This window comes from Nonomuraea sp. H19, assembly GCF_052068215.1.
Taxonomy (GTDB): domain Bacteria; phylum Actinomycetota; class Actinomycetes; order Streptosporangiales; family Streptosporangiaceae; genus Nonomuraea.
In genome coordinates this window covers 217,705-242,349 of the sequence record NZ_JBQHCV010000016.1, presented here as the reverse complement: position 1 = coordinate 242,349, position 24,645 = coordinate 217,705, and the positions used below count along the sequence as shown (strand labels likewise).

19 protein-coding genes are annotated in these 24,645 nt (G+C 72.1%); 10 read left to right on the top strand and 9 right to left on the bottom strand.

What is annotated here, in order from left to right; all coding sequences use genetic code 11:
* Nucleotide 1: 1 nt before the first annotated feature.
* The 6 genes from ACTMTI_RS32770 to ACTMTI_RS32745 all read right to left on the bottom strand — a co-directional run bounded on the left by ACTMTI_RS32770 (nucleotide 2) and on the right by ACTMTI_RS32745 (nucleotide 9,742).
* Nucleotides 2–2,041, bottom strand: coding sequence for a bifunctional aldolase/short-chain dehydrogenase (locus ACTMTI_RS32770; RefSeq protein WP_441124511.1), 2,040 nt, complete (start codon nucleotides 2,039–2,041; stop codon nucleotides 2–4).
* A gap of 6 nt (nucleotides 2,042–2,047) precedes the next feature.
* Nucleotides 2,048–3,205 carry an L-rhamnose isomerase gene (rhaI, locus tag ACTMTI_RS32765; protein ID WP_441124510.1) on the bottom strand — a complete coding sequence of 386 codons (1,158 nt, stop codon included), beginning with the start codon at nucleotides 3,203–3,205 and terminating at the stop codon, nucleotides 2,048–2,050.
* A 10-nt stretch (nucleotides 3,206–3,215) separates the two neighbouring features.
* Nucleotides 3,216–3,533 (bottom strand): L-rhamnose mutarotase, encoded by a 318-nt coding sequence (locus tag ACTMTI_RS32760; RefSeq protein ID WP_441124509.1) that lies wholly within the window; start codon nucleotides 3,531–3,533, stop codon nucleotides 3,216–3,218.
* 204 nt (nucleotides 3,534–3,737) lie between these two features.
* Complete coding sequence (locus ACTMTI_RS32755; protein ID WP_441124508.1) at nucleotides 3,738–6,434, bottom strand: exo-rhamnogalacturonan lyase family protein; 2,697 nt, start codon at nucleotides 6,432–6,434, stop codon at nucleotides 3,738–3,740.
* 138 nt (nucleotides 6,435–6,572) lie between these two features.
* Nucleotides 6,573–8,501 carry a beta-galactosidase gene (locus tag ACTMTI_RS32750; protein WP_441124507.1) on the bottom strand — a complete coding sequence of 643 codons (1,929 nt, stop codon included), beginning with the start codon at nucleotides 8,499–8,501 and terminating at the stop codon, nucleotides 6,573–6,575.
* Nucleotides 8,502–8,677: 176 nt separating this feature from the next.
* Entirely contained in the window at nucleotides 8,678–9,742 is a 1,065-nt protein-coding gene (locus ACTMTI_RS32745; protein ID WP_441124506.1) for a Gfo/Idh/MocA family protein, read from the bottom strand.
* 127 nt (nucleotides 9,743–9,869) lie between these two features.
* On the opposite strand from ACTMTI_RS32745, the gene ACTMTI_RS32740 reads away from it, so the two are divergent.
* From ACTMTI_RS32740 to ACTMTI_RS32710, 7 genes are all read left to right on the top strand, one after another.
* Complete coding sequence (locus ACTMTI_RS32740; RefSeq protein WP_441124505.1) at nucleotides 9,870–10,871, top strand: LacI family DNA-binding transcriptional regulator; 1,002 nt, start codon at nucleotides 9,870–9,872, stop codon at nucleotides 10,869–10,871.
* A complete protein-coding gene (locus ACTMTI_RS32735; RefSeq protein WP_441124504.1) occupies nucleotides 10,868–12,280 on the top strand; it encodes a rhamnulokinase in 1,413 nt (470 codons plus the stop codon). The genes ACTMTI_RS32740 and ACTMTI_RS32735 overlap by 4 nt, the downstream gene beginning before the upstream one ends.
* A gap of 108 nt (nucleotides 12,281–12,388) precedes the next feature.
* Nucleotides 12,389–15,613, top strand: coding sequence for a formate dehydrogenase (fdh, locus tag ACTMTI_RS32730; RefSeq protein WP_441124503.1), 3,225 nt, complete (start codon nucleotides 12,389–12,391; stop codon nucleotides 15,611–15,613).
* Nucleotides 15,614–15,618: 5 nt separating this feature from the next.
* Nucleotides 15,619–16,524: a 4Fe-4S dicluster domain-containing protein gene (locus ACTMTI_RS32725; protein ID WP_441124532.1), complete on the top strand. Its 906-nt coding sequence runs from the start codon at nucleotides 15,619–15,621 to the stop codon at nucleotides 16,522–16,524.
* Nucleotides 16,521–17,537: an NrfD/PsrC family molybdoenzyme membrane anchor subunit gene (gene nrfD / locus ACTMTI_RS32720; RefSeq protein WP_441124502.1), complete on the top strand. Its 1,017-nt coding sequence runs from the start codon at nucleotides 16,521–16,523 to the stop codon at nucleotides 17,535–17,537. The genes ACTMTI_RS32725 and nrfD overlap by 4 nt, the downstream gene beginning before the upstream one ends.
* Nucleotides 17,534–17,674, top strand: coding sequence for a hypothetical protein (locus ACTMTI_RS32715; RefSeq protein WP_441124501.1), 141 nt, complete (start codon nucleotides 17,534–17,536; stop codon nucleotides 17,672–17,674). Before nrfD ends, ACTMTI_RS32715 begins: the two co-directional genes overlap by 4 nt.
* Entirely contained in the window at nucleotides 17,671–18,207 is a 537-nt protein-coding gene (locus tag ACTMTI_RS32710; RefSeq protein WP_441124500.1) for an NUDIX hydrolase family protein, read from the top strand. Before ACTMTI_RS32715 ends, ACTMTI_RS32710 begins: the two co-directional genes overlap by 4 nt.
* 10 nt (nucleotides 18,208–18,217) lie before the next feature.
* Here the strand turns inward: ACTMTI_RS32710 and ACTMTI_RS32705 are convergent, their stop codons facing one another.
* The 3 genes from ACTMTI_RS32705 to ACTMTI_RS32695 all read right to left on the bottom strand — a co-directional run bounded on the left by ACTMTI_RS32705 (nucleotide 18,218) and on the right by ACTMTI_RS32695 (nucleotide 21,455).
* Nucleotides 18,218–18,739, bottom strand: a complete 522-nt coding sequence (locus tag ACTMTI_RS32705; protein ID WP_441124499.1) for a peptidoglycan recognition protein family protein — start codon at nucleotides 18,737–18,739, stop codon at nucleotides 18,218–18,220.
* 117 nt (nucleotides 18,740–18,856) lie between these two features.
* Complete coding sequence (locus ACTMTI_RS32700) at nucleotides 18,857–20,485, bottom strand: arylsulfatase (protein WP_441124498.1); 1,629 nt, start codon at nucleotides 20,483–20,485, stop codon at nucleotides 18,857–18,859.
* 82 nt (nucleotides 20,486–20,567) lie between these two features.
* Complete coding sequence (locus tag ACTMTI_RS32695) at nucleotides 20,568–21,455, bottom strand: sulfotransferase family protein (protein ID WP_441124497.1); 888 nt, start codon at nucleotides 21,453–21,455, stop codon at nucleotides 20,568–20,570.
* 118 nt (nucleotides 21,456–21,573) lie between these two features.
* On the opposite strand from ACTMTI_RS32695, the gene ACTMTI_RS32690 reads away from it, so the two are divergent.
* Genes ACTMTI_RS32690 through ACTMTI_RS32680 form a run of 3 tightly spaced genes read left to right on the top strand, consistent with a single transcriptional unit; the run spans nucleotide 21,574 to nucleotide 24,643 of the window.
* A complete protein-coding gene (locus ACTMTI_RS32690) occupies nucleotides 21,574–22,824 on the top strand; it encodes an anhydro-N-acetylmuramic acid kinase (RefSeq protein WP_441124496.1) in 1,251 nt (416 codons plus the stop codon).
* On the top strand, nucleotides 22,821–23,885 hold the full coding sequence (locus tag ACTMTI_RS32685; RefSeq protein ID WP_441124495.1) for a serine hydrolase domain-containing protein: 1,065 nt from the start codon (nucleotides 22,821–22,823) through the stop codon (nucleotides 23,883–23,885). The genes ACTMTI_RS32690 and ACTMTI_RS32685 overlap by 4 nt, the downstream gene beginning before the upstream one ends.
* An 8-nt stretch (nucleotides 23,886–23,893) precedes the next feature.
* Nucleotides 23,894–24,643, top strand: coding sequence for a carbon-nitrogen hydrolase family protein (locus ACTMTI_RS32680; protein WP_441124494.1), 750 nt, complete (start codon nucleotides 23,894–23,896; stop codon nucleotides 24,641–24,643).
* Nucleotides 24,644–24,645 lie beyond the last annotated feature (2 nt).

Genomic DNA, 24,645 nt, shown 5'->3' with positions numbered 1-24,645 from the left:
CCTAACGCAGGAAGGCGGCGGCCACGCCCGCGTCCACCGGGATGTGCAGGCCGGTGGTGTGGGTGAGGTCGGCGCCGGTGAGGGCGAAGACCGCGGCGGCCACGTGCTCGGGCAGCACCTCGCGCTTGAGCAGGGTGCGCTGGGCGTAGAACTCTCCGAGCTTCTCCTCCTCGACCCCGTACACCGCGGCGCGGTTGGCGCCCCAGCCGGAGGCGAAGATGCCCGAGCCGCGTACCACGCCGTCCGGGTTGATGCCGTTGACGCGGATGCCGTGCGCGCCGAGCTCGGCCGCCAGCAGCCGGACCTGGTGCGCCTGGTCGGCCTTGGCGGCGCCGTAGGCGACGTTGTTCGGGCCGGCGAAGACGGCGTTCTTGGAGGAGATGTAGACGATGTCGCCGCCCATGGCCTGGTCGATCATCACCCGGGCGGTCTCCCGGGAGACCAGGAACGAGCCGCGGGCCATGACGTCGTGCTGCAGGTCCCAGTCCGCGAGGGTGGTCTCCAGCAGCGCCCGCGACAGCGACAGGCCGGCGTTGTTGACGACCAGGTCCACGCCGCCGAACGCGAGCACGCCCGCGCGTACCGCCGCGGCGATCTGCTCCTCCGAGGTGACGTCCACGCCGACGGCCACGGCCACGTCGGAGACGCGGTACGCGGCGGCGCCGAGCTCGGCGGCCACCTTCTCGGCGGCGCCCAGGTCGCGATCGGCGATCACCACGCAGGCGCCCTCGGCGGCCAGGCGGCGCGCCGTGGCGGCGCCGATGCCCGAGCCGCCGCCGGTGACCAGCGCCACCCGCGTGGCCAAGGGCTTGGGCTTGGGCATGCGGCGGAGCTTGGCCTCCTCCAGCTCCCAGTACTCGATGCGGAACTTCTCCGACTCGGGGATGGGCGCGTAGGTGGAGACCGACTCGGCGCCGCGCATGACGTTGATGGCGTTGACGTAGAACTCGCCGGCCACCCGCGCGGTCTGCTTGTCCTTGCCGAAGGAGAACATGCCCACGCCGGGCACCAGCACGATCGCCGGGTCCGCGCCGCGCATCGGCGGCGAGTCCGGGGTGGCGTTCCGCTGGTAGTAGGCGGTGTAGTCCTCGCGGTAGCCGGCGTGCAGCTCGCGCAGCCGCGCGACCGCCTGCTCCAGCGGCGCGTCCGGCGGCAGGTCCAGCACCAGCGGCGCGACCTTGGTCCGCAGGAAGTGGTCGGGGCAGGACGTGCCCAGAGCGGCCAGCCTCGGGTGCTCGGATCGGGAGACGAAGTCCAGCACCTCGGGGGTGTCGGTGTAGTGGCCGACCGTGCGGACGTCGGCGGAGGCCAGGCCGCGGATGACCGGGAACAGCGCCGCCGCGCGGGCGTGCCGCTCGGCCTCGGGCAGCGTCTCGTAGATCACCGAGCCGAACGGGTCGGGGCGGCCGTGCTCGGCCAGGTACGCCTCGGCGGTGCGGATGATCTCCAGCGAGCGGGACTCGCACTCCTCCGACGTGGCGCCCCAGGCGGTGATGCCGTGGCCGCCGAGGATGCAGCCGATGGCCTGCGGGTTGGCGTCCTTGATCGCGGCGATGTCCAGGCCGAGCTGGAAGCCGGGCCGCCGCCACGGCACCCACACGACCCGGTCGCCGAAGACGCGCCTGGTCAGCTCCTCGCCGTCGGCCGCGGTCGCGATGGCGATGCCGGCGTCGGGATGCAGGTGGTCGACGTGGCCGGCCTCGACCAGGCCGTGCATGGCCGTGTCGATCGACGGCGCCGCCCCGCCCTTGCCGTGCAGGCAGTAGTCGAACGCGGCGACCATCTCGTCCTCGCGCTCGACGCCCGGGTAGACGCCCTTGAGCGCGCGCAGCCGGTCCAGGCGGAGCACGGCCAGCCCGGACTCCTTCAGCGTGCCGAGGTCGCCGCCGGAGCCCTTGACCCAGAGCAGCTCGACCTCCTCGCCGGTCACCGGGTCGGGCGCGCTGCCCTTGGCCGAGGTGTTGCCGCCGGCGTAGTTGGTGTTGCGCGCGTCGGCTCCCAGGCGGTGAGAGCGTTCGAGCAGTTCGTTGATGACATCCATGGTGCTTCAGGCCCCCCAGCCGGCCTGTGTGCCGCCGACGCGGTCGGCGGCGATCTTCTCGAAATATCCTGACTTGGCGTACGCGGTCATCGGGTCGGGCGCCAGGCCCATCTCCTCCCGCAGCTCGGCGAGCAGCGGCCGCACGTCGGTGTTGTAGGCGTCCATGAACACGGCGTTCGCGCCCAGCACGTCGCCCTCGGTCTGTGCGGCGGCCAGCGCGTCCCGGTCGACCAGCAGCGCCTTGGCGGTGGCCTCCTGAACGTTCATGACCGAGCGGATCTGGCCCGGGATCTTGGGCTCGATGTTGTGGCACTGGTCGAGCATGAACGCGACCCCGGTCTCGGCGTCGAGCCCGCCGCCGCGCACGACCTCGAACATGATGCGGAACAGCTGGAACGGGTCCGCCGCCCCCACCATGAGGTCGTCGTCGGCGTAGAAGCGGGAGTTGAAGTCGAACCCGCCGAGCTTCCCCTCGCGCAGCAGGAACGCCACGATGAACTCGATGTTGGTGCCCGGCGCGTGGTGCCCGGTGTCCACGACCACCTGGGCCTTGGGGCCGAGCTTGACGCAGTGGGCGTACGCGGTGCCCCAGTCGGGCACGTCGGTGGCGTAGAAGGCGGGCTCGAACAGCTTGTACTCCAGCAGGAAGCGCTGCCCCTCGCCCAGGCGGCCGTACACCTCGGCGAGCGAGTCGGCCAGGCGGTCCTGGCGGGCGCGGATGTCGTCCTGGCCCGGGTAGTTGATGCCGTCGGAGAACCACAGCTTCAGCGTGTCGGAGCCGGTGGCGTCCATGATGTCCACACACTCGAGCAGGTGGTCGGTCGCCTTGCGGCGCACCCGCGCGGACGGGTGCGTGACGCTGCCGAGCATGTAGTCGTCGTCCTGGAAGACGTTGGAGTTGATCGCTCCGATGCCGACGCCCAGCTCGCGGGCGTGCCGGGCCAGGTCGGCGTAGTCGTCCACCTTGTCCCACGGGATGTGCAGGGCGACCGTGGGCGCCACCCCGGTGTAGGCGTGCACCTGCGCGGCGTCGGCGAGCTTCTCGTACGGGTCGCGCGGCACGCCCCGCTGGGCGAACACCTTGAACCTCGTGCCGCTGTTGCCGTACGCCCAGGAGGGCGTCTCGATGTGCTGCGCGCGCAGCGCGGCCTTGATGTCAGTCATTACTCCCCGATCAATCCAGGTGGAACACTTCGGTCAGCGGTGCCATGCCCTCGTCGGGGCGCCCGTCGAGGTCCTCGAAGAACGGCGCCATCTCGGCCTGCCAGCGGGCGTTGACCTCGGTTTCGGCCATGGCCTTCTTGGCGGCCTCGAAGTCTTCGGTCTCCAGGTAACCCACGAGCAGGCCGTCGTCTCTGAGAAAGAGCGAGTAGTTGTGCCAGCCGGTGCGCGTGAGCGCCTCGCGCATCTCCGGCCAGACCTCCCGGTGGCGTTCGCGGTACTCCGCCAGCCGCTCCGGGCGGACTTTCAGCAGGAAGCAGACGCGTTGCACTGGCACTCCCTTCAAAACGTTTTAATCCTTCGCCCAGGAAACTATGATTTCTGATGCTCGCCTGTCAATGCGGTCCCGGGCTCTTCGTGCGGCGGCGACAGGGCGTGAGGGTGGTGACACGTTTTAATCCATCTGGATCTTCGGCGTTCAATCGCGCCGGGGCGGGCCGGCCAGGGATGTGGCCGGCCCGGGAGGCGAACAGGGTCATGAGGTCAGCTTGTCACCCACCAGGGCGAGGTTCTGGATGGCGGCCAGGCCGTACAGGGCGGTGGCGTTGGTGGACACCCAGGCCGCCTCGTCGGTCGGGTTGAGCGTGGTGGCGACCTTCTCGGACTTCCACGGCAGGTTCGGGGCGTAGCCGTCGCCGGTGGCGAACTCCTGCCAGGCGCGGGCGGCGAGGTCGTCGCGCTTGAGCCGGACCGCCGCGTACGCCGTCAGCCGCGCATGCCCCTGCTTGAGGGTCCGGTTGCCGAAGTGGGCGCCGGTCTCGGCGGCCTGCTCGGCCCTGCTGGCGTTGTACAGGCGGCAGTACTGCAGCCAGGCCTTCTCGAACTCCGGCATGTCCACCAGGTCGATCAGCTCGGCGCAGATCTCCACCTGCCCGAACATGGCCGACAGATGGGACACCGAGACCTTCTTCTCGGCCGGGGCGAACTCGCCGGTGTTGATGTTGTAGATCCCCTCGCCCGTGACGAAGCCGTTGGGCATCGCGGCGATGGTCCGCATCGTGGCCTTGAGCTTCTTCTCGGCGATCGGGTCGCCGCCGCGCTCCCATTCGGTGAGCCAGGCCGCGGCCAGGCCGCTCCAGTCCGTGCCCAGTCCGATGGCCAGGGCCTCGGGATTCGGCGTGTACGGCTCCGTGCGGATCTTCCGCAGCGGGTCGAGCGCCATGAACGTCTTGTCGGAGTCCACCAGCGCCCGCATCAGGTCGCCGGTGCGCTCGTCGCCGGTCAGGAAATAGAAGATGCGCCGGTAGACGGCGGTGGAGATGCGCTGCTGCTTGGCGCTGCACCCCCAGTGCTGGACGTTGTGGCGGGTGCCGAGCCCGGCCCACGGGCCCAGGTGGTAGACGTCGACCTCGCCGGTGTGCCGGGTCATCGCCTCGGCGAACCGGAAGATGTCGGACCGGCCCGAGCGCAGGTAGGCGTACCAGAGCCACAGGTCGGGCGACAGCTCGGAGTTGTCCCAGGCGTAACCGCCGATGTCGTAGCGCCACACGTGCCGGTCCTCGTCGAACGTGTGCATGATGTCGCCGTAGTCCCAGAAGCCGTACCAGTGGCGCTGCTCGACCTGCTTCTTGTAGTAGTCGAAGAGGAAGTCGAGCCGGTCCTCGATCGTCTTCTTCGCCGGCGTGGCCCGGTCGACCGGGCTGAACAGGCCGCCGAACACCTTGGCCGCGGCCAGGTGCGCGGGCGGGGCGATGATCAGCGGCGGCGTGCGCACGGCGTCGGCCATCGCCCCGAGCCGCGCGGCGTCCGGGGTGGCGGCCACTGCCCAGAACGTCAGCTCGGTCGTCCGCGCGATGCCCAGCGGCGTGCCGAACTCCGGCTCGTAGTCCTCGTAGGTGATGTTGAGGCCCTCGATCTGCTCGGGATAGGTGTCCTGGCCGAGCCCGTCGTGGTAGAAGCGGGTGTCCATCGGCCCGGCCTCCGGCGACCACATCCAGACGGTGACCTCGGCCTCCTCAGAGGCGGCGCCGCGGATGTCGAGCTGGGTGGGGTGGCGCTGCCAGAAGTCGCGCATGCCGAACGCCAGACCGCCGCTCGTGCCGCCCACGTACCCGCAGCCGGAGGCCCGCTTGCCCTGGTCGACGGCGACCCAGCCGTACCCCTTCTTGGTGCGCTTCTTGAGCGTGAAGCCCTCGGAGGACAGCTGGGAGAGGGTGTAGTCGCCCCAGTCGGGGATGAGGTGGATCCGGCTGCTCACGCGGGTGTCCCAGGTGGCGATGTCAGGCAGCTTCTGCCCGGCGACCTGCGCCTGGCGCACCGCGAGGCCCGGGTCGCGGCGCAGGCCCGTGATGCCCTTGACCGCCTCGGTGAGCAGGCCGTGGCCGTCGCCGACGAAGCGGATGTGCCGGTTGTACGCCTCGTCCCGCATCGGCACGCGGAAGCGTACGCCGAGCCCGGCGACGAAGTCGTGCTGCCCGTCCCGGTCGAACACGAACGTGTGCACCATGCGCACGCTCTCCGCCCCGGCGTAGAAGTAGAGCCTGATCGTGAACGGCAGCCAGGACTTGCCCTTCTTGGAGGTGTGGCGGCCCTCGATCCGGACGACCGCGCGTACCGGGCCCGACTGCTCTACCTCGACCTTGGCGATGTCGCTGAGGTAGGAGTCGACCTCGGTGGTGCGGTCGTCGCCGTCTTCGATCTTGCCTTGCCTGAGGCTGACGAGCTGGCCCTTGCGGGCGATCTCGGTCTCGCCGCGCCAGATCTGGCTGATCAGCTCGCTGCCGTTCTTGCGGACGCGGACGCGGATCACGCCGGTGTCCACGTCCACGTACTGCTTGCTGTCGTCGACCTTGACCGCTTTGGCGGGGGCGGCCGCGGTGCCGGGGCGCAGTGTGTACGTCTCGGCGACCGGCGCGTCGGGGCCCACGGCGTGGGCGGTCCACTTGAGCGTGCCGTCCGGCCAGTACGCCAGCGGCCACGTCTGGACCGGCACGGCGGCGCCGTCGGCGGCGGTCAGCGCGAACGCCTGCTCCTTGGGCACCGTGCCCTTCGGCCAGGGGACGCCCCAGGTGGTGCCGGGGGTCTCGGCGGGCTTGCCCTCCAGCCAGCGCAGGGTGACGTCGGGGACGTCGAGGGCCGCCATGGCGGGTGAGTCCAGCATCGAGGCCAGCGGCACTGCGGCTCCGGCCGCAGCCATTCCCTTTAACGCGTCTCGTCGCGATATTCCGGACATGGAATGCACCTCCGTGCGGAAAGGGGCGCCCTGTGCTGGGCGCCCTGGGGGGTGGTCGGAGGGACGGCTCCTTGGGGGAAGCGCTTTCCCTATGACAGGAGAAGCTGGTGCGGGCGCGGTGGGCGGCGGTGCGGACCGTCAGCCCGGGATGACGCGGGCGTCGCCGGCCGGCACGGTGACCTTCTGCCCTGCGGGGGTGGTCACGACCGCGTCCTCCTCCGTGTGGTTGATCGCGAACAGGAAGGACCGGCCGTCGGCGTGCGAGCGCCGTACCACCTCCACGCCCGGCGCGGCCTGCGCGGCGGGCTTCGCCCCCGCTTCGGCGCACACCGCGGCCATCACCTCGGCCAGCGCGTCGTCGTCCAGCCGGGTGGTCAGGTAGTGCGCGGCCCCGTCGCCCTGCTCGTTGCGGGTCCAGGCGGGCTCGCCGGTGACGTAGGTGTCGAGGACCTTGGCCCCGTTGACGTGCGCCACCTCGCTCCAGACGCTCGCCGTCGCCCCCGACTCGAGCCGGATCGGCCCGTCCAGCGGGAAGAACTCCTCGACGCTCACGCCGAGCAGGTCGCGCCAGGCACCGGGATAGCCGCCCAGCCGCACCCGGTCGTGCTCGTCCACGATCCCGCTGTACGGCCCCACGAGCGCCACCCCGCCCCGGCGGACGAAGCCCTCCAGGTTGGCCGCTCCCGCGTCGCTCACCAGGTAGAGCGCGGGCACCAGGACCAGGCGGTAGCCGGTCAGGTCGCCCTCGGGGTGGGCGAGGTCGCAGGTGACGCCGACTCGCCAGAGCGCGGCGTGCCACCGCTTGGCCTCCTCCACCGGGTCCAGGTCCGAGGTCGGCTGGGCGGGATGGTCCTGGGCCCAGACGCTGGAGTGGTCGAGCAGGATCGCGACGTCGGCCTTGACCGTGCTGCCGGCCACCTCGGCGAGCCCGGCCAGCTCGGCGCCGAGCGCGACGACCTCACGGAAGATCTTGGTGTCGGGGCCCGCGTGCGGCAGCATCGCCGAGTGCCACTTCTCGGCGCCCGCGCGGGAGGCGCGCCACTGGAAGAACATGATCCCATCCGCCCCCCTGGCCAGGTGCTGCAGGGAGTTGCGGCGCAGCTCGCCGGGCGCCTTGGCGAGGTTGCGCGGCTGCCAGTTGACGGCGCTGGTCGAGTGCTCCATCAGCAGCCAGGGCCGCCCGCCGTTCAGCGAGCGGGCGTAGTCGGCGGCGAAGGCCAGGTCGATGTGCGGCTCCGAACGCGCCCCGATCAGGTAGTGGTCGGTCGAGACCACGTCCAGCTCGGCGGCGAAGGCCCAGCAGTCCATGTCCCAGTGCGCGCCCGCCATCAGGTTGGTGGTCACCGGCACGTCAGGGGTGATCTTCCTGAGCAGGTCGCGCTCGGAGGTGTAGAGCTCGACGAGCGCGTCGGAGCTGAACCTGCGGAAGTCGAGTTGCTGGCCCGGGTTGGGGAAGCTGGGGGTGGCGCGCGGCGGCAGGATCTGGGCCCAGTCGCTGTAGCGCTGGGACCAGAACGCGGTGCCCCACGCGTCGTTGAGCGCGTCGAGCGAGGCGTAGTGCGTACGCAGCCAGGCGCGGAAGGCCGCCGCCGAGGTGTCGCAGAAGCAGCGGGCGTTGTGGCAGCCGTACTCGTTGTGCACGTGCCACATCGCCAGCGCCGGGTGCTCCCGGTAGCGGGTGGCCACCTGCTCGGCGATCCGTAACGCCTTCTCGCGGTAGATCGGCGAGCTGGGGCAGAATCCCTGCCTGCTGCCGTGGGACAGCCGACGCCCGTCGGCGTCCACCGGCAGGGCCTCGGGATAGGCGTCGGCGAACCACGGCGGCGGGGACGCGGTCGGGGTGGCCAGGTTGGCCTGGATTCCGTTGGCGGCCAGCAGGTCCATGACGCGGTCGAACCAGCCGAACTCGAACACCGCCTCGACGGGCTCCAGCATCGACCAAGAGAAGATCCCGGCGCTGACCCGGTTGACGCCGGCCTCGCGCATCAGCGCGACGTCCTGCTCCCACGTCTCCTCGGGCCACTGCTCGGGATTCCAGTCCCCGCCGTAGGCGATGACATCCGGCATGAGCCTGCCTTTCACATGACTGTTAGCGCCCACAGCTGGGTTACGCCGATGTTTACCGGGGATTAAAACGTTCCTCTGCCCGAGCGCACAAGTCCTTACCCGCCTCGGCGGGCAGATTTCCGCTGCTCAGGGCGGAGGAAATCGGCGTATTCAGGGGCCCCGACCGGCCCTGGAGGTCAAGGAGTGGCGGTGGCCTCGAAGAAGGTTTCAATGCCGCCGTTCAGCCGATGGTAGAACGGGCTCTCCGGGGTGATCTCCTCCCTGCGCACGGGCCGGCCGGTGAAGGCGGAGGCGTACAGGCCGGTGACGAACTCCATCGCCCGCCGCCCGTCCGTCCCGCTCGCCGGCGGCCGCTCGCCCCGCTCGTAGGCGTCGAGCAGCCCGCCCAGCTGGGTGGCGTGGCTGCTGGGGACGTCCTCCGGCGGGTTCCACAACGGCGAGGTGGAGGTCCAGTGCTCGTTGCGGTAGCCGTACAGGTGGCGCAGCTCGACCGTGGCGGCGGCGAAGTCGAAGCGCAGGTAGCTCTCCTCGCGCGGCGACAGCACGCTGGTGACGACGGAGGCCATCGCGCCGGAGGCGAACCTGACCATGGCCATCGACACGTCCTCGGTCTCGATCGGCCGGTCCAGCCGTCCCGCCATGGCCCTGATCTCGCTCCAGTCGCCGAACACCGACAGCATGAGATCCATCTGGTGCACGCCGTGCAGCACGGTCGTGCCGCCGCCCTCGGTGGCCCACTTGCCGCGGTACGGGACCGCGTAGTAGTAGTCGTCGCCGCGGTGCCAGGTCGTCTGGCAGAGCGCCACCAGCGGCCGGCCGAGCGCGCCGCCCAGCGCGCGCAGGTGCTCGGCGCCCGAGCCGAAGCGCTGCTGGCAGACGACCGACATGTACGGCCCGGCGGCGCCCTCCTCCGCCTGGATCAGGTCGTACTCGGCGAGGGAGAGCGCGGCCGGCTTCTCGCACCACACCCAAGCCCCCGCGCGCAGCGCCGCGATCACCTGCGCGACGTGCAGGTGCGGCGGCGTGCACACCATGACCAGGTCGGGCCGCTCGGCCTCGAGCATCTCCCCCAGCTCCCGGTACGCCGCCGGCACCCCGTGCTCGGCGGCGAACGACTTCGCCTTGTCCTCGGCCACGTCCACCACGGCCACCAGCTCGGCCCGGTCGCGGTGTGCCCGCACGGCGGGCACGTGGCTGTGCGCGGCGATGGCGCCCGCGCCTACAATGGCAGCCCGGATCACGAGCCCTCCTAGAAATAGAACGTTTTACTACCGGCGCGCGAGGTTAGGGGCCGCTCCGCGCCCGTGTCAACGCTGTGCCCCTGCACCGACTGGCGAACGATTCGTTTGTACGTTTTAATGAGGGCTCATGGCCATGGTCAGCATCAAGGACGTCGCCGCGCACGCCGGCGTCTCCCCCGGAACGGTCTCCAACGTACTGAACCGGCCCGCCAAAGTCGCCCCCGCGACGCGGGAGCGGGTGGAGGCGGCCATCAGCGAGCTGGGGTTCGTCCGGCACGGCTCGGCCTCGACGCTGCGCGCAGGGCACAGCAGGACGATCGGCCTGAGCGTGATCGACATCGGCAACCCGTTCTTCACGGAGGTCGCGGCCGGGGTCGAGGACGTGGCCAGCGAGCTGGGCTACGCCGTCATCCTGGGCAACTCGGCCGGCTCCCAGGACAAGGAGGACCGCAACCTGCGGGTGCTGGCCGAGCACCGGGTGCGCGGCGTGCTGATCACCCCGTCCGGTGAGGACCCGGCCAGGCTGGAGCGGTTGCGTGAGCGCGACATCAGCGTGGTGCTCGTCGACCACCCGGCGCACCGGCCCGACCAGTGCGCCGTCGCCGTGGACGACGTGGCGGGCGGCCGGGCCGCGGTCGCGCACCTGCTGGCCAGGGGCGCGCGCAACGTCGCCTACGTCACGGGGCCGCTGACGATCAGGCAGTGCGTGGAGCGGCGGGAGGGCGCCAAGGCCGCGCTGCGGACCGCCGGGCTCGACCCCGGCGAGCTGCGCGTCGTGGAGGCGACGACGATGACCGCCCGCGCGGGCGAGAAGGCGGCCGCCGACCTGATCGCCGCTCCCCTGCCCGACGCCATCTTCTGCGCCAACGACCTGCTCGCGCTCGGCGTGCTGCGGGCGCTGCTGCGCTCCGGGGTGCGGGTGCCCGAGGACGTGGCGCTGATGGGCTACGACGACATCGACTTCGCCGCCGCTTCGACGGTGTCGCTGAGCTCGATGCGCCAGCCCACCTACCAGCTCGGCCGCATCGCCACCGAGCTACTGCTGGACGAGTGCGACAACCCGGACACGCACGCCCACCAGCACATCATGTTCCAGCCCGAGCTGGTCGCGAGGGAGTCGACGCAATGAGCCGCCGTTTCGCCGCCGTGGACCTCGGCGCCTCCAGTGGCCGGGTGATGCTGGCCGACCTGTCCGACGGGCTGGAGCTGACCGAGGCGCACCGCTTCCCCAACGGCCCGGTCCGCGTGGCCGGCCGCCTCTACTGGGACATCCTGGGCCTCTACCGGGAGATCCTGACGGGCCTGCGGGCCGCCGGGCCGGTCTCGTCGATCGGCGTGGACTCGTGGGCGGTCGACTACGGGCTGCTCGACGAGTCGGGCGCGCTGCTGGGCAACCCGGTGCACTACCGCGACGACCGCACGCACGGCGTGGCCGGGCGCGTGGCCGAGGCGGTCGGCGCGGCCGAGCTGTACGACGTGTCCGGGCTGCAGGTGCTGCCGTTCAACACGATCTACCAGCTGCTGGCCGACCGGCTCGACCAGGCGGCCACGATGCTGCTGGTCCCCGACCTGATCGGCTACTGGCTCACCGGCGAGCTGGGCGCCGAGGTCACCAACGCCTCGACGACGGGGCTGCTCGACGTGCGCAGCAGGACGTGGGCGTCGCCCCTGATCGAGCAGCTGGGCCTGCCGGCCGGCATCTTCCCGCCGCTGCGGCAGCCCGGCGAGGAGCTCGGCGGGCTGCGGCGGGAGGTGGCCGCCGAGATCGGCTGGTCGGCGCCGGTCAGGGCGGTGGCCTCGCACGACACCGCCTCGGCCGTCGCGGCGGTGCCCGCCTCCGGTCCGGCCTTCGCCTACATCTCCTGCGGCACCTGGTCGCTGGCCGGGGTGGAGCTGCCGGGTCCCGTGCTGACGCCGGAGAGCCGCGCCGCGAACTTCACCAACGAGGCCGGCATCGACGGCACCGTGCGCTACCTGCGCAACGTCATGGGCCTGTGGCTGCTGCAGGAGTGCCTGCGCGCCTGGCCGGGCGCCGATCTGGGCGAGCTGCTGAAGGCGGCGGCGGGTGAGCGGCCGTTCGCCGCCGTGGTCAACCCGGACGAGCCGGTGTTCCTGCCTCCGGGCGACATGCCGGCCAGGATCGCGGCCGAGTGCCGCCGCACCGGGCAGCTGCCGCCGTCGACGCCGGCGGCGTACGTGCGGTGCGTGCTGGAGAGCCTGGCGCTGGGGCACCGGCTGGCGGTGCGGCAGGCGATGGAGCTGTCGGGGCGCGACGTCGAGGTCGTCCACCTGGTGGGCGGCGGGTCGCGTAACGAGCTGCTGTGTCAGCTCACCGCGGACGCCTGCGGGCTGCCGGTGGTGGCCGGGCCCGCCGAGGCGACCACGTTCGGCAACGTGCTGGTGCAGGCCCGCGCGGCGGGGCTGGTCTCGGATCTGGCGCAGATGCGCGCGCTGGTCGCCGCCGCCGAGCCGCTGCGCCGCTACGAGCCCTCCGGCGACGGCGCCGCGTGGGCCGAGGCCGCGTCCCGCGTCTTCTGAGCTCCCTCATGAGGCCGCCCGCGGCTCCTGACCCCCCTTTGACCTGCGGCTACGGTTTTCCGCCGCCCGCGCAGGGCAAGGGTGGGACCAGGGGGCATGGGGGGCGTCATGGAGTTCGCGTGGCCGCTGTTGCGGCAGGTGACGGGCAAGGACAAGTCCGGGCGGGGGGCGGCGGTGAAGTCCGCCGCGACCGCCGCGCTGCGGGCCCGTACGGCCGCCGCCGACCGCGTCGTCAAGTCGGTGTGCCCGTACTGCGCGGTGGGCTGCGCCCAGAATGTGTACGTACGAGATGAGAAGGTCGTCCAGATCGAGGGCGACCCCGACTCCCCCGTCAGCAGGGGACGGCTGTGCCCGAAGGGCGCGGCCAGCCTCCAGCTCACCACCGCGTCGGGGCGGCAGCGCAAGGCGCTCTACCGGCCGCCGGGGGCGGCGGACTGGCAGGAGATCGACCTGGCCACGGCCATGGACATGGTGGCCGACCGGATCATCGCCACCAGGCGCGAGACCTGGGAGTGGGAGCGGGACGGCAGGCGTACCAGCAGGACCATGGGCATCGCCAGCCTGGGCGGCGCCACGCTGGACAACGAGGAGAACTACCTCATCAAGAAGCTGCTCACGGCGCTCGGCGTGGTGCAGATCGAGAACCAGGCCCGGGTGTGCCACAGCTCGACCGTGGTGGGGCTGGGCGCGTCGTTCGGCCGGGGCGGCGCGACCACGTTCATGCAGGACCTGCAGCATTCCGACTGCGTGATCATCCAGGGCGCGAACTTCGCCGAGGCGCACCCGGTGGGCTTCCAGTGGGTGATGGAGGCCAAGGCGCGCGGCGCGGTGATCATCCACGTGGATCCGCGCTTCACCCGCACCAGCGCGCTGGCCGACCTGCACGTGCCCATCCGGGCGGGCTCGGACGTGGCCTTCCTCGGCGCGATCATCAACCACGTGCTGGAGAACGAGCTGTACTTCCGCGAGTACGTGGTCAACTACACCAACGCGGCCACCATCCTGCGCGAGGACTACCGCGACGCCGAGGACCTGGACGGCCTGTTCTCGGGCTTCGATCCGGACAGCCGCGCCTACGACCACGAGAGCTGGCAGTACGAGGGCATGTCATCCGTGCCCGCCGGCGACGGGGACCAGGACTCCCAGCGGCGCACCGGCCAGGCGACGCCAGGGCGCGGCGAGGTGCACGGCGGCACCGGCGCGCCGATGGAGGGCGTTCCCGAGCGCGACGAGACGCTGCGGCATCCGCGCTGCGTCCTGCAGGTGCTGCGCCGCCACTTCGCCCGCTACACGCCGGAGACGGTCGAGCGGGTGTGCGGGGTGCCGCGCCGGCTGTTCGAGGAGGTGTGCCGGCACCTGACGGAGAACTCCGGCCCCGACAGGACCGCCGAGTTCGTGTACGCGGTGGGCTGGACCCAGCACAGCGAGGGCTCGCAGTTCATCAGGGCGGCGAGCATCCTGCAGCTGCTGCTCGGCAACATCGGCCGTCCCGGCGGCGGCATCCAGGCACTGCGCGGGCACGCCAGCATCCAGGGCTCCAGCGACATCCCGACGCTGTTCAACCTGCTGCCCGGCTACATCCCGATGCCGCAGGCGCACGAGCACGAGCGGCTGCGGGACTTCCTGCGGGCCGACGCGCCGCACCAGGGGTTCTGGGCGAACATGCCCGCCTACCTGGTGAGCCTGCTCAAGGCGTGGTGGGGCGAGGCGGCCCGCCCCGACAACGACTTCGCCTTCGGTTACCTGCCCCGGCTGACCGGCTCGCACAGCACGTACGACACGGTGCTGGCGCAGCTCGACGGCGTCTGCAAGGGCTACCTGCTGCTGGGCGAGAACCCGGCGGTCGGCTCCGCGAACGCCAGGATGCAACGCCTGGGCATGGCGAAGCTGGACTGGCTGGTGGTCCGGGACCTCAACCTGATCGAGAGCGCCACCTGGTGGAAGGACGGCCCGGAGATCGAGACGGGCGAGCTGGCCACGGAGGACATCCGCACCGAGGTGTTCTTCCTCCCGGCCGCCGCGCACACCGAGAAGAGCGGCAGCTTCACCAACACCAACCGGCTGCTGCAGTGGCACCACCAGGCCGTCGAGGCCGAGGGTGACGCCCGCAGCGACCTGTGGTTCATGTACCACCTGGGGCGGATCATCCGGGCGAAGCTGGCCGGCTCCCAGGACCCGATGGACGCGCCCGTGCTGGACCTCACCTGGGACTACCCGGTCGAGGGCGCGAACGCCGAGCCGGTCGCCGAGGCGGTGCTGGCGGAGATCAGCGGCCGGGACGCGCAGGGCCGGCCGCTGCCGGGCTACACCGAGCTCAAGAGCGACGGCTCCACCACCTGCGGCTGCTGGATCTACAGCGGCGTGTACGCCGACGGCGTCAACCAGGCCGCCCGCCGCAAACCCGCGGCCGAGCAGGACTGGATCGCCGCCGAATGGGCGTGGGCCTGGCCCGCCAACCGGCGCATCCTCTACAACAGGGCCTCGGCCCGGCCGGACGGCAGCCCGTGGAGCGAGCGCAAGAAGCTCGTCTGGTGGGATCCGGGCGCGGGCCGGTGGACCGGCTTCGACGTGCCCGACTTCGAGGCGGGCAAGAGCCCCGGCTACCGGCCGCCGCCCGGGGCGCAGGGCGTGGCGGCGCTGTCGGGCATCGACCCGTTCATCATGCAGGCCGACGGCAAGGGCTGGCTGTTCGCCCCGGCCGGGCTGGTCGACGGGCCGCTGCCGACGCACTACGAGCCGCAGGACTCGCCGGTGGCCAACCCGCTGTACGGGCACCAGCGCAACCCGGCCCGCAAGATCTATCCGCACGAGGAGAACCGTTACCATCCGAGCGGGGACGAGCCCGGGGCCTCGGCCTACCCCTACGTGGTCACGACGTACCGGCTGACAGAGCACTTCACGGCGGGCGGCATGAGCCGGCACACGCCGTACCTGGCCGAGTTGCAGCCGGAGATGTTCTGCGAGGTCTCGCCCGAGCTGGCCGCCGAGCGCGAGCTCGTGCACGGCGACTGGGCCACGATCATCACGGCGCGCAGTGCCATCGAGGCCAGGGTGCTGGTCACCGACCGGATCGCGCCGCTGCACCTGGACGGGCGGGTGCTGCACCAGATCGGCCTGCCGTTCCACTTCGGGCACAACGGCCTGGCCAGGGGCGACGCGGCCAACGAGCTGTCGGCGATCGCGCTGGACCCCAACTCGCACATCCAGGAGGTCAAGGCGCTGTCGGCGGACATCCGGCCGGGCCGCCGGCCGCGCGGCCCGGCACTGACCGAGCTGGTGGTGTCCTACCGGCGGCGGGCCGGCGTGACCGGCGACACGGGAATGGAGGCGTGAGCGTCATGGCCTTCGACCTCGACGAGGCGATCGGCTCCGGCCGGGTGGGGTTCTTCACCGACACCAGCATCTGCATCGGCTGCAAGGCGTGCGAGGTGGCCTGCAAGGAGTGGAACGCCCTGCCCGACGGCGGCCTGGCCTTCACCGGCATGTCGTACGACAACACCGGAGAGCTGAGCGCGGACACCTGGCGGCACGTGGCGTTCATCGAGCAGCGGCGGCCGATGGGGCACCAGGAGCCCGGGCTCGGCGATCTGGACTTCCGCTGGCTGATGGCCTCCGACGTGTGCAAGCACTGCACGCACGCGGCCTGCCTGGACGTATGCCCGACGGGGTCGCTGTTCCGCACCGAGTACGGCACGGTGGTGGTGCAGGAGGACGTGTGCAACGGCTGCGGCTACTGCGTGCCCGCCTGCCCGTTCGGGGTGATCGGCAAGCGGGAGAGCAGCGGCACGGTGGCCAAGTGCACGATGTGCTACGACCGCCTGGGCGCCGGTCAGGAACCGGCCTGCGCCAAGACGTGCCCGACGGACTCGATCCAGTTCGGCGACCTGGAGGAGCTGCGCGAGCGGGCCGGGCGGCGGCTGGAGCAGGTGCGCGCGTCCGGCGTCACGTCCGCCCGCCTGTACGGGCACGACACCGGGGACGGGGTGGGCGGCACGGGCGCGTTCTTCCTGCTGCTCGACGAGCCCGAGGTGTACGGCCTGCCGCCCGAGCCCGTGGTGACCACCAGGGACCTGCCGTCGATGTGGCGGCACGCGGGGGTCGCCGCCCTCGCCCTGCTGGCGGGCGTGGCCGCGGCGACGTGGCCGAGACGCCCGGCCCCGCCGGGACGCGCGGCGGCGGGGGCACGCGCGGCGGCGGCGTTGGGGCGGTCGGCCGGCAACGCTTGGCGGAGGCGGTCGTCGTGAGCCAGACGGACGTGAGCCAGACGGACGTGAGGCTGGACGGTTCGGCGCAACTGCGGACCGAGCGCGAGGCCACGCCGGGCTCCGCGGGCCCCAGGCGCGGGCGGCTCGTGGCGCCGGAGCGGGACTACGACTCCTACTACGGGCGCCCGATACTGAAGAAGCCCACCTGGCAGGGGGCCGACATCGCCGGCTACCTGTTCCTCGGCGGCCTGGCGGGGGCCTCCTCCACGCTGGCCGCCGCCGCCGAGCTGACCGGCCGGCCGCGCCTGGCCACGGTGAGCAAGGCGGGGGCCGTGTGCGCGCTGGGCGGGTCGCTGTACGCGCTGATCCACGACCTGGGCCGGCCCGAGCGGTTCATCAACATGCTGCGGGTGTTCAAGGTGACCTCGCCCATGAGCGTGGGCACCTGGATCATCACCGCCTACGGCCCGCAGGCCGGTTGCGCGGCGGCCGCCGCCGTGACGGGCCGGTTCCCGAGGCTGGGCCGGGCCGCCACGGTCGGGGCCGGGCTGGCCGGACCGGCGCTGGCCACCTACACCGCCGCCCTGATCTGCGACACCGCCGTGCCGGCCTGGCACGAGGGGTACCGCGAGATGCCGTTCCTGTTCGCCGGCTCGGCCGCCGCGGCGGCCGGCGGGCTCGGCATGCTGGCGGCGCCGCCGGCCGAGGCGGGTCCGGCCCGCCGGGCGGCGCTGCTCGGCGCGGTCGCCGAGTGCGCCGCCGCCACCCGGATGGAGCGGCGGCTGGGACCGCTGGCCGAGCCGCTCAAGCGCAGCAGGCTGCTGCGTGCGGGCGAGGCGCTGTCCTTGGCGGGCGCGCTGGCCGGGATCGCCCTCGGCGGGCGCAGCAGGGTCGCGGCCGTCGCGGCGGGCGCGGCCCTGCTGGCGGGGTCGGCGTGCACCCGGTTCGGGATCTTCCGTGCCGGCTTCGAGTCGGCCGACGACCCGAAGTACACCGTGCAGCCGCAGCGGAGGCGGCTGGCCCGAGCGAGAGCGGAGCGTGAACTCACATGAGCCGGAAAGTCGCCGAATATCTGCCCTTCCTCGGCATCGTGCTGTTCGTCTGCACGGCGTCCTGGCTGGCCGGACGTGCCCTTCCGGGCGGGGTCCGGCACGAGCGCGGAACCCGGGGACGTACGATCAGCCAATGACCGAAAAGACCGAGACGACGCCCGGTTGGCTTTCCCCTGAAGAGCTGGAATCGGTGCGCGGCCAGTTGCCGATCCTGTATATCGACGCCGTGCCGGTGCGCGTCGACGAGACCGGCGCGGTCACTCGCGTCGGCCTGTTGCTGCGCATCGCCTCGGACGGGACGGTCAGCCGGGCGCTCGTCTCGGGCCGCGTGCTGCTCCACGAGCGGATCCGCGACGCGTTGATGCGCCACTTGGAGAAGGATCTCGGTCCCGTGGCGCTGCCTCGCGTCCCCGTGTCTCCGCAGCCGTTCACCGTGGCCGAGTATTTCCCCACGCATGGTGTCTCGCCCTACCACGACCCGCGCCAGCACGCCGTGTCCCTGGCCTACATCGTGCCCGTGGCGGGCGACTGCCGGCCCCGGCAGGACGCCCTTGACCTGGTGTGGTTCACGCCCGAGGAGGCGGCGTCCCCGATGGTGCAGCAGGAGATGCCCGGCGGGCAGGGCGTGCTGCTGAAGCAGGCCCTGGCCCACGTCGGATGCCTGCCCTGAGTCGTGCGGGTCAGGGGCGCTCGGCGCCCTTGCGCACCCAGGCGTAGAGGGGGTCCCCGGGGCACGAGGTGGCGTAGCCGTCCCTGTGCCCCTTGACCTCGCGGCCCGCGTCCCCGCGCTCGCGCAGATATTCGATGGCGTCGACGAGCGCGTTGAGCAGGTCGTCGTTGGGCTCGGTCAAGCCCGAGCTGCCGACCAGCGCGAGCACCGCGTAGTGGCCGGAGTTGAGGCCGGCGCCGTTGGCGGCGGGAAGAGCGTGCGCGCCGCGGCCCATGAACGTGCGCCGATGCGGGCAGCACACCATGCTGTAGCCGATGTCGATGTAGCGCTCGCCGCGGCCGCCCGCCATGTGCATGGCCTGGATGTCGCGGACCATCTCGACGCAGCGGTCGTGGTTGCCGGGCTCGGCGAGATCGGCGGCGACCTTCCCGCCGGTGTAGTGGATCTTCACGCCCTTGGTCGAGGACAGGCGGGTGTAGTCCGCGGTCGGCTTCTTCGCGCCCCACTCTGCGCGGGAAATCAAGTTCATCATGTGTCCCTCTGTCTAGATCTGGTTACTCTAGCCACAAGAAGGTCAACTTTGACTGGATTTGCCGCGTTCGAGTGAGGGCTCCACGTCATGTCGGGGCGCGCGGGAGGACGTCCCCGCTCAGGCGTCGATGTCGAGCGCGCCGGCGCTCGGCCGATGGGCCTTGCGGAAGGTGTGCGCCCTGCCGTCGGCCTCGAAGTCGGCGCGGACCACGACGCGGCGCCGGCTCGCGGCAGGCAGGGCGAAGCCGACGGTGATCGCGGCGCCCGGGTCCACCTGCGGCACCGGGTGCGCGCCGGCCCGGCGCGGCCCGTCGAGCCCCAGCCTGACCCCGCGCCATGGCACGGCCGACCCGTTGTGCAGGGTCACGACGACCTCGTTGCCGGTGATCTCCGTCCGCAGCCCGTACGGGAGGCGCGGGTCGGGGCCGATCGACTCGTCCAGCGTGGCGAGCAGCTCGTCGGCCAGCTCCGGCCGGGCGGCGGCGAGGTCGAGCCGTTCCCCGGGGTCGGTCGCCAGGTCGTACAGCTCGATCCGGCCCTCGGGGCCGGCGCCGGAGATGTTCGGGGCGAACCTGACCGCCTTCCACCGGCCGCGGCGGATGGCCTGGGCCTTGCGCGGCCGGTTCCACACCAGGTGGTCGTGCTTGGGCGCGCTCGCGCCGGTGAGCAGGCCGCGCAAGGAGAGCCCGTCGAGGTTGCCGGGCACGGGCACCTCGGCCAGATCCGCCAGGGTCGGCAGCACGTCCCACGACGCCACCGGCTGCTTCACCACGCGTGGCCGCAACGCGGGCGACCAGGCGATCAGCGGCACACGGATGCCGCCCTCGTACACCTCGCGTTTGTCGCCGCGGAAGGGGCCGTTGGAGTTGAACAGCTCGGGGGTCACGCCCTTCTCGCTGTGCGGGCCGTTGTCGCTGGTGAACAGCACGAGCGTGCGCCGGGCGACCCCGGCGCCGCGCAGCGCGCGCACCAGCGCGGCGACGTCGGCGTCGAGGCGCGCCACCTGCGCGGCGTGCCGGCGGTTGGGCCCGCTCCATGGACGGTCCTCGTACGGCCCCGCGTCGCCGGGGATGACGCTCGGCGCGTGCGGCAGGGTGCTGGCGAAGTACAGCAGGAAGGGGTCGTCGCCGCTTTCCTGGATGAAGTCGACCGCCCGCCGGCGGAACAGATGGGGCGCGTACGACCGGCCGCCGAGCTGCACCTTCGTGCCGTTGTGCCACAGGTACTGGGGGAAGTACTGGTGGGCGTGGGCGTGGCCGATGTAGCCGAAGAACTCCTCGAAGCCGCGCGCGTTCGGGTGCGAGGCCTGGCCGGGCAGCTCGGGCCCGAAGCCCCACTTGCCGATGCAGGCCGTCCGGTAGCCGGACAGCTGCAGCAGCTCGGCGAAGGTGAGGTCGGCGTCGGTGAGCGAGCGCTGCGGCCCGCCCTCGGGGTTCTCGCGGACCGTTCCGTGGCCCGCGTGCAGCCCGGTGAGCAGGGCACTGCGGGAAGGGGCGCAGAGCGGCGCCCCCGAGTACGCGGTCTCGAAGCGCACGCCCTCGGCCGCCAGCCGATCCAGGTTCGGTGTGCTGATCAGCCGCTGCCCTTGGCTGCCGATCTCGCCCCAGCCCAGGTCGTCGGCCAGGATGACGACGATGTTGGGGCGCGACGGCAGCCCGTCACTGGCGCCTGTCGCCGCGGCGGCCGGCATGGCGAAGCTGGCGAGGGTTCCGGCGAATAATGCACGGCGCGAGGGCCCATTGATCACGATGGGCAAGATATCGGAGCCCGTGGCGAATAGCGGGCAAATGACAGGCGAACTCTGTCACAGACCTGCAACCTTACGCCTCTCAAGGCATGTACTCCCACTTCCGGCAGATGTCCCTCAGCTCCTCGGGCACCTCGTCAGGCGATGGCAGCGGGCGGCCCGCGACCACGGTGCCGGTTCGGATCTTGTCCCGCCAGTCGCCGATGCCCTTAACGAACGCGCCGTGGTTCTTGTCGCCGTAGGTGAGCATCCCCGGCTCCCACTCGACGCCGAGAAACAGGCAGAGCCGGCGCAGCTCCGCCTCCGGGTCGGCGACGAGGGCCTCGTACCGCATGGTCAGGCCCTCCAGGTGGGTCCTCGCCTCCTCCAGGTAGGTCATGTAGCTGAGCGTGCGCGGCACGGCCTCCTCCATGGGCCGCTTGTCCGGGTCGGCCTCGTGCCAGGACTGCACGATGGACATCGGGTGGCGCAGCAGGAAGATGAAACGCGCGTCCGGCCAGCAGGTCGCGATGCGCCGCCAGGCGAAGACGTTGCTCGGCGTCTTCTCCACCAGGATCGGCTTGCCGCTGCGGCTCAGCTCCCGGTGCAGCAGCCGGTCCCAGACCAGGTGCTCGATGTCGCTGTGGGTGTGGCCGAGCAGTTCCATGGCCTGCCGCACAGGATCGGTGCCCAGCCCGACGGTCATCCGCCTGAAGTGCGTCTCGATCGGGGAGTGCACCCGCGAATGGCTGTTGAGCATGACGCGCAGCAGCGTGGACCCGGACCGTACGGACGACAGCAGGAAGACGGGCTCGCGCAGCAGCCGGTCGTGCACCGGGTCGGCGGGCGGCCGCACCGTGTCACCGGGGAGCCGTTGGAGCTCCAGCGGGGGCTTGGGCGGCGGTTTGGGCGGCTCCTTGCGCAGGCGTCGCGTCACGGTGTATCCGGTCAGGCCCTCGAGCGTCGCGTTGGCCCGGTACTTCCAGCTCATGGGCCTACAAGGTAGAGACAGCCGGTGAACCGCAGGTGAATCCGGCCTGTGAAATCGTGGAGGACTTGCAGCGGGTAGGGTCTGCGTAATTTGTGATCCACTGCTCTGAGGAGCCGGCATGAGGGTTCTCGGGATGATCTCCGGGACGTCGCACGACGGGATCGACGTCGCCGCCGTCGACTTCGCGCTCGCCGGGGGCGTGCTGGAGGGCCGGGTCGGGTACACGGCGAGCACGCCGTACCCGGCCGAGCTGCGGGCCCGGCTGATCGCGGCGCTGCCGCCGGCGCAGACCACCCTGGCTGAGGTGTGCGTGCTCGACACGCTCATCGGGCAGAGCTTCGCCACGGCCGCCGCCGCCGCGATCTCGGCGGGCGGGCCGGTCGACCTGATCGTCTCGCACGGGCAGACCGTGTACCACTGGGTGGAGGACACGCACGCGCGGGGCACGCTGCAGATCGGGCAGCCGGCCTGGATCGGCGAGCGGACCGGCGTTCCCGTGCTGTCGGACGTGCGCGTCCGGGACATCGCGGCAGGCGGGCACGGGGCTCCGCTGGTGTCCGTGCTGGACGGGCTGCTGCTGGGCGGACGCGCGGGCGGGGCCGCGGCGCTCAATCTGGGCGGCATCGCGAACATGACCGTGGTGCGCGAGGGCGAGTTGTACGCCTACGACATCGGGCCCGCGAACGCGCTGATCGACGCCGTGGTGACGAGCCGCGGGCTGAACGCGCGGGGGTTCGACGAGGCAGGCGCGATCGCGGCGGCGGGGCGCGTCGATGCGCGGCTGCTGGAGGTGCTGCTCGACGAGCCGTACTATCGGCTGCCCGCGCCGAAGAGCACCGGCAAGGAGCTGTTCCACCTGGCGTACGTGGAGGCGGCCGTGGCGAAGGCGGGCCTGCGGGCCGAAGACGCCGGCCCGGCGGCGACCGGCGCCGCGAGCGCGGCGGCCGAGGCGATCGGTGATGCCGATCTGGTGGCGACGCTGACCGAGCTGACCGTGCGCACGGTCGCGCGAGACGTCCGTGCCGCCGGGGTGGGGGCGCTGGTCGTCTCGGGCGGCGGCTGCCGGAACCCGATGATCATGGATGGGCTGCGGGCCGCGCTGCCCGGCGTGGAGGTGGCGCCGTCCGACGACTACGGCGCGCCCGCCGACGACAAGGAGGCGATCGCGTTCGCCCTGATCGGCTGGCTGACCGCGCACGGACTACCGGGCACCGTGCCCGGGGGAACGGGCGCCCGGGCCCCCCGCGTCCTCGGCACGCTGACGCCGGGCGCCGGACCGCTCGTCCTGCCCACGCCGCTCGCCGAGCCGCCGCGCTCGCTGGTGCTGAGCTCGCGCCGCATCGCCGGGCCGCCGGGGAGGCCCTCGTGAGCGCACCGCAAGAGCAGACCCCGGCGAACGCGCCCGCCGGCCTCGTCATGGCCGCCCGTACCCCGTGGTTCGACCTGACCGAGTGCACCGGGAACCGCACCGTGCACTGGACGGAGGACGGCGAGCGCGTCGGCGAGGCGCCCATGACCCTGGACACCTACCACGACCTCGCCTCGGTCACGAAGATCGTCGCGACCACGACGGCGCTCATCCGCCTGGTGTCGGACCGGCTCGTGGACCTGGACGCGCCGCTGAGCGCGTACCTGCCGCGGTCCTACGAAGCGATCACCGTGCGGGACCTGCTGCTGCACCGGAGCGGGCTGTGGGAGTGGTGGCCGCTCTACATCCAGCCGCGGCAGCCGCCGCCCCGCTACCGTCCGGGGCGCGCCCGGCACTACTCCGACCTCGGCTTCATCCTGCTCGGCGAGATCGTCACGGCCGCGACCGGGCTGCGGCTGGACCGGGCCGTGGCCGAGCTGGTCACCAGGCCGCTCGGCCTCACCCAGACCACGTACGCCCGCCCGACGGGCTCCGAGGTGGCCATGAGCGCCCTGGACGACCGGATCGAGATGACCATGCTCGACACCGGGCGGCCGTACCCCGTCCCCTACCGCAGCACCGACTTCGCGCGCTGGCGCTACGAGCCGGTGGCCGGAGAGGTCGCCGACGGCAACGCCTACCACGCCTTCGGCGGGGTCGCCGGGCACGCCGGGCTCTTCTCGACCGTGCCCGACCTGCTCAAATACTGCACCGCGATGTCCCGGTACGAAGAACACGACCGGCTGTGGCGGCCCGAGGTCGCCCGGGAGTTCTTCACCCCGGGACCCGACCCCGAGCAGGCGCTGGGCTTTCGCCGGCACGGCCTCGACCTGGCGGGCGAGACGGTCACCGTGCTCGGCCACCCCGGCCACGTGGGCTCCGCGATCGGCTTCGTGCCCGGCCGCGACGTCGCGCTGGTCGTGGCGAGCAACCGCCTCCTCGTCGCGGGCGCCCCGATCCCCACCGACGACCTCTGGGCCGAGCTGCTGCGAACCACCACGCAACGATCGAGGACCGTATGACCCCCCGCATGGAGATCCTCCTGGTTCAGCCCCCGCACTGGTCCCCCGACGGCCACGCCAACTTCGACGCGATCGAGCGGCTCGTCACCACCCGCACCGGTGACGTGATGCTGCTGCCCGAGCTGGCCGGCGCGAGCCTGCCGCGCGAGGACTACCTGGTCCGGGTGCGCGACCTGGCCGTAGGCGCCCGGATGGCGGTCGTCGGCGGCTCGCACTACGACGGCGCCGTCAACCGGGGCGCGGTGTTCGACGCCGACGGCAGGCTGCTGGCGGAGTACGACAAGGTCCACCCGTACGGCCTGGAGTTACGCTCGGGCGTGGTCCCCGGCCGCCCGAGCGCGGGCTTCGAGCTGCACGGCCGCCGCCTGCACGTGCTGCTCTGCGCCGACCTGTGGTATTCGGCCGGCCTGGCCGGGCGCGACGGCCTGGACGCGGTGCTCGTGCCCGCCTTCTCCGTCACCCGCTGGGACGGCCCCGCCCCGGCCCGCGAGCTGTGGCAGCACATGAGCGTGGCGCGGGCGTACGAGTTCATGACGTACGTGGCCGTGAGCGACTGGCACCACGAGACCACCTACCACGGGCACCCGTGCGCCGGGGTCACGGGCCTGGCCAACCCCTGCCCCAAGACGCACACGGGCTTCTTCACCGGCCCGCCCGACGCCGCCGTCTCCGTCCACGACCTGGACTTCGCCCGGCTGGACGCCTTCCGCCGCGACCGCACCGACCGGGGCTTCACGGCGGATGCCTGGGATCTCTGAAC

What these genes read in the sequence shown, in the direction of transcription:
- ACTMTI_RS32770 (WP_441124511.1), bottom strand. Translation starts at nt 2,041, where the DNA reads ATGGATGTCATCAACGAACTGCTCGAACGCTCTCACCGCCTGGGAGCC.
- rhaI (WP_441124510.1), bottom strand. Translation starts at nt 3,205, where the DNA reads ATGACTGACATCAAGGCCGCGCTGCGCGCGCAGCACATCGAGACGCCC.
- ACTMTI_RS32755 (WP_441124508.1), bottom strand. Translation starts at nt 6,434, where the DNA reads ATGTCCGGAATATCGCGACGAGACGCGTTAAAGGGAATGGCTGCGGCC.
- ACTMTI_RS32750 (WP_441124507.1), bottom strand. Translation starts at nt 8,501, where the DNA reads ATGCCGGATGTCATCGCCTACGGCGGGGACTGGAATCCCGAGCAGTGG.
- ACTMTI_RS32740 (WP_441124505.1), top strand. Translation starts at nt 9,870, where the DNA reads ATGGCCATGGTCAGCATCAAGGACGTCGCCGCGCACGCCGGCGTCTCC.
- ACTMTI_RS32735 (WP_441124504.1), top strand. Translation starts at nt 10,868, where the DNA reads ATGAGCCGCCGTTTCGCCGCCGTGGACCTCGGCGCCTCCAGTGGCCGG.
- fdh (WP_441124503.1), top strand. Translation starts at nt 12,389, where the DNA reads ATGGAGTTCGCGTGGCCGCTGTTGCGGCAGGTGACGGGCAAGGACAAG.
- ACTMTI_RS32725 (WP_441124532.1), top strand. Translation starts at nt 15,619, where the DNA reads ATGGCCTTCGACCTCGACGAGGCGATCGGCTCCGGCCGGGTGGGGTTC.
- ACTMTI_RS32715 (WP_441124501.1), top strand. Translation starts at nt 17,534, where the DNA reads ATGAGCCGGAAAGTCGCCGAATATCTGCCCTTCCTCGGCATCGTGCTG.
- ACTMTI_RS32710 (WP_441124500.1), top strand. Translation starts at nt 17,671, where the DNA reads ATGACCGAAAAGACCGAGACGACGCCCGGTTGGCTTTCCCCTGAAGAG.
- ACTMTI_RS32705 (WP_441124499.1), bottom strand. Translation starts at nt 18,739, where the DNA reads ATGATGAACTTGATTTCCCGCGCAGAGTGGGGCGCGAAGAAGCCGACC.
- ACTMTI_RS32695 (WP_441124497.1), bottom strand. Translation starts at nt 21,455, where the DNA reads ATGAGCTGGAAGTACCGGGCCAACGCGACGCTCGAGGGCCTGACCGGA.
- ACTMTI_RS32690 (WP_441124496.1), top strand. Translation starts at nt 21,574, where the DNA reads ATGAGGGTTCTCGGGATGATCTCCGGGACGTCGCACGACGGGATCGAC.
- ACTMTI_RS32680 (WP_441124494.1), top strand. Translation starts at nt 23,894, where the DNA reads ATGGAGATCCTCCTGGTTCAGCCCCCGCACTGGTCCCCCGACGGCCAC.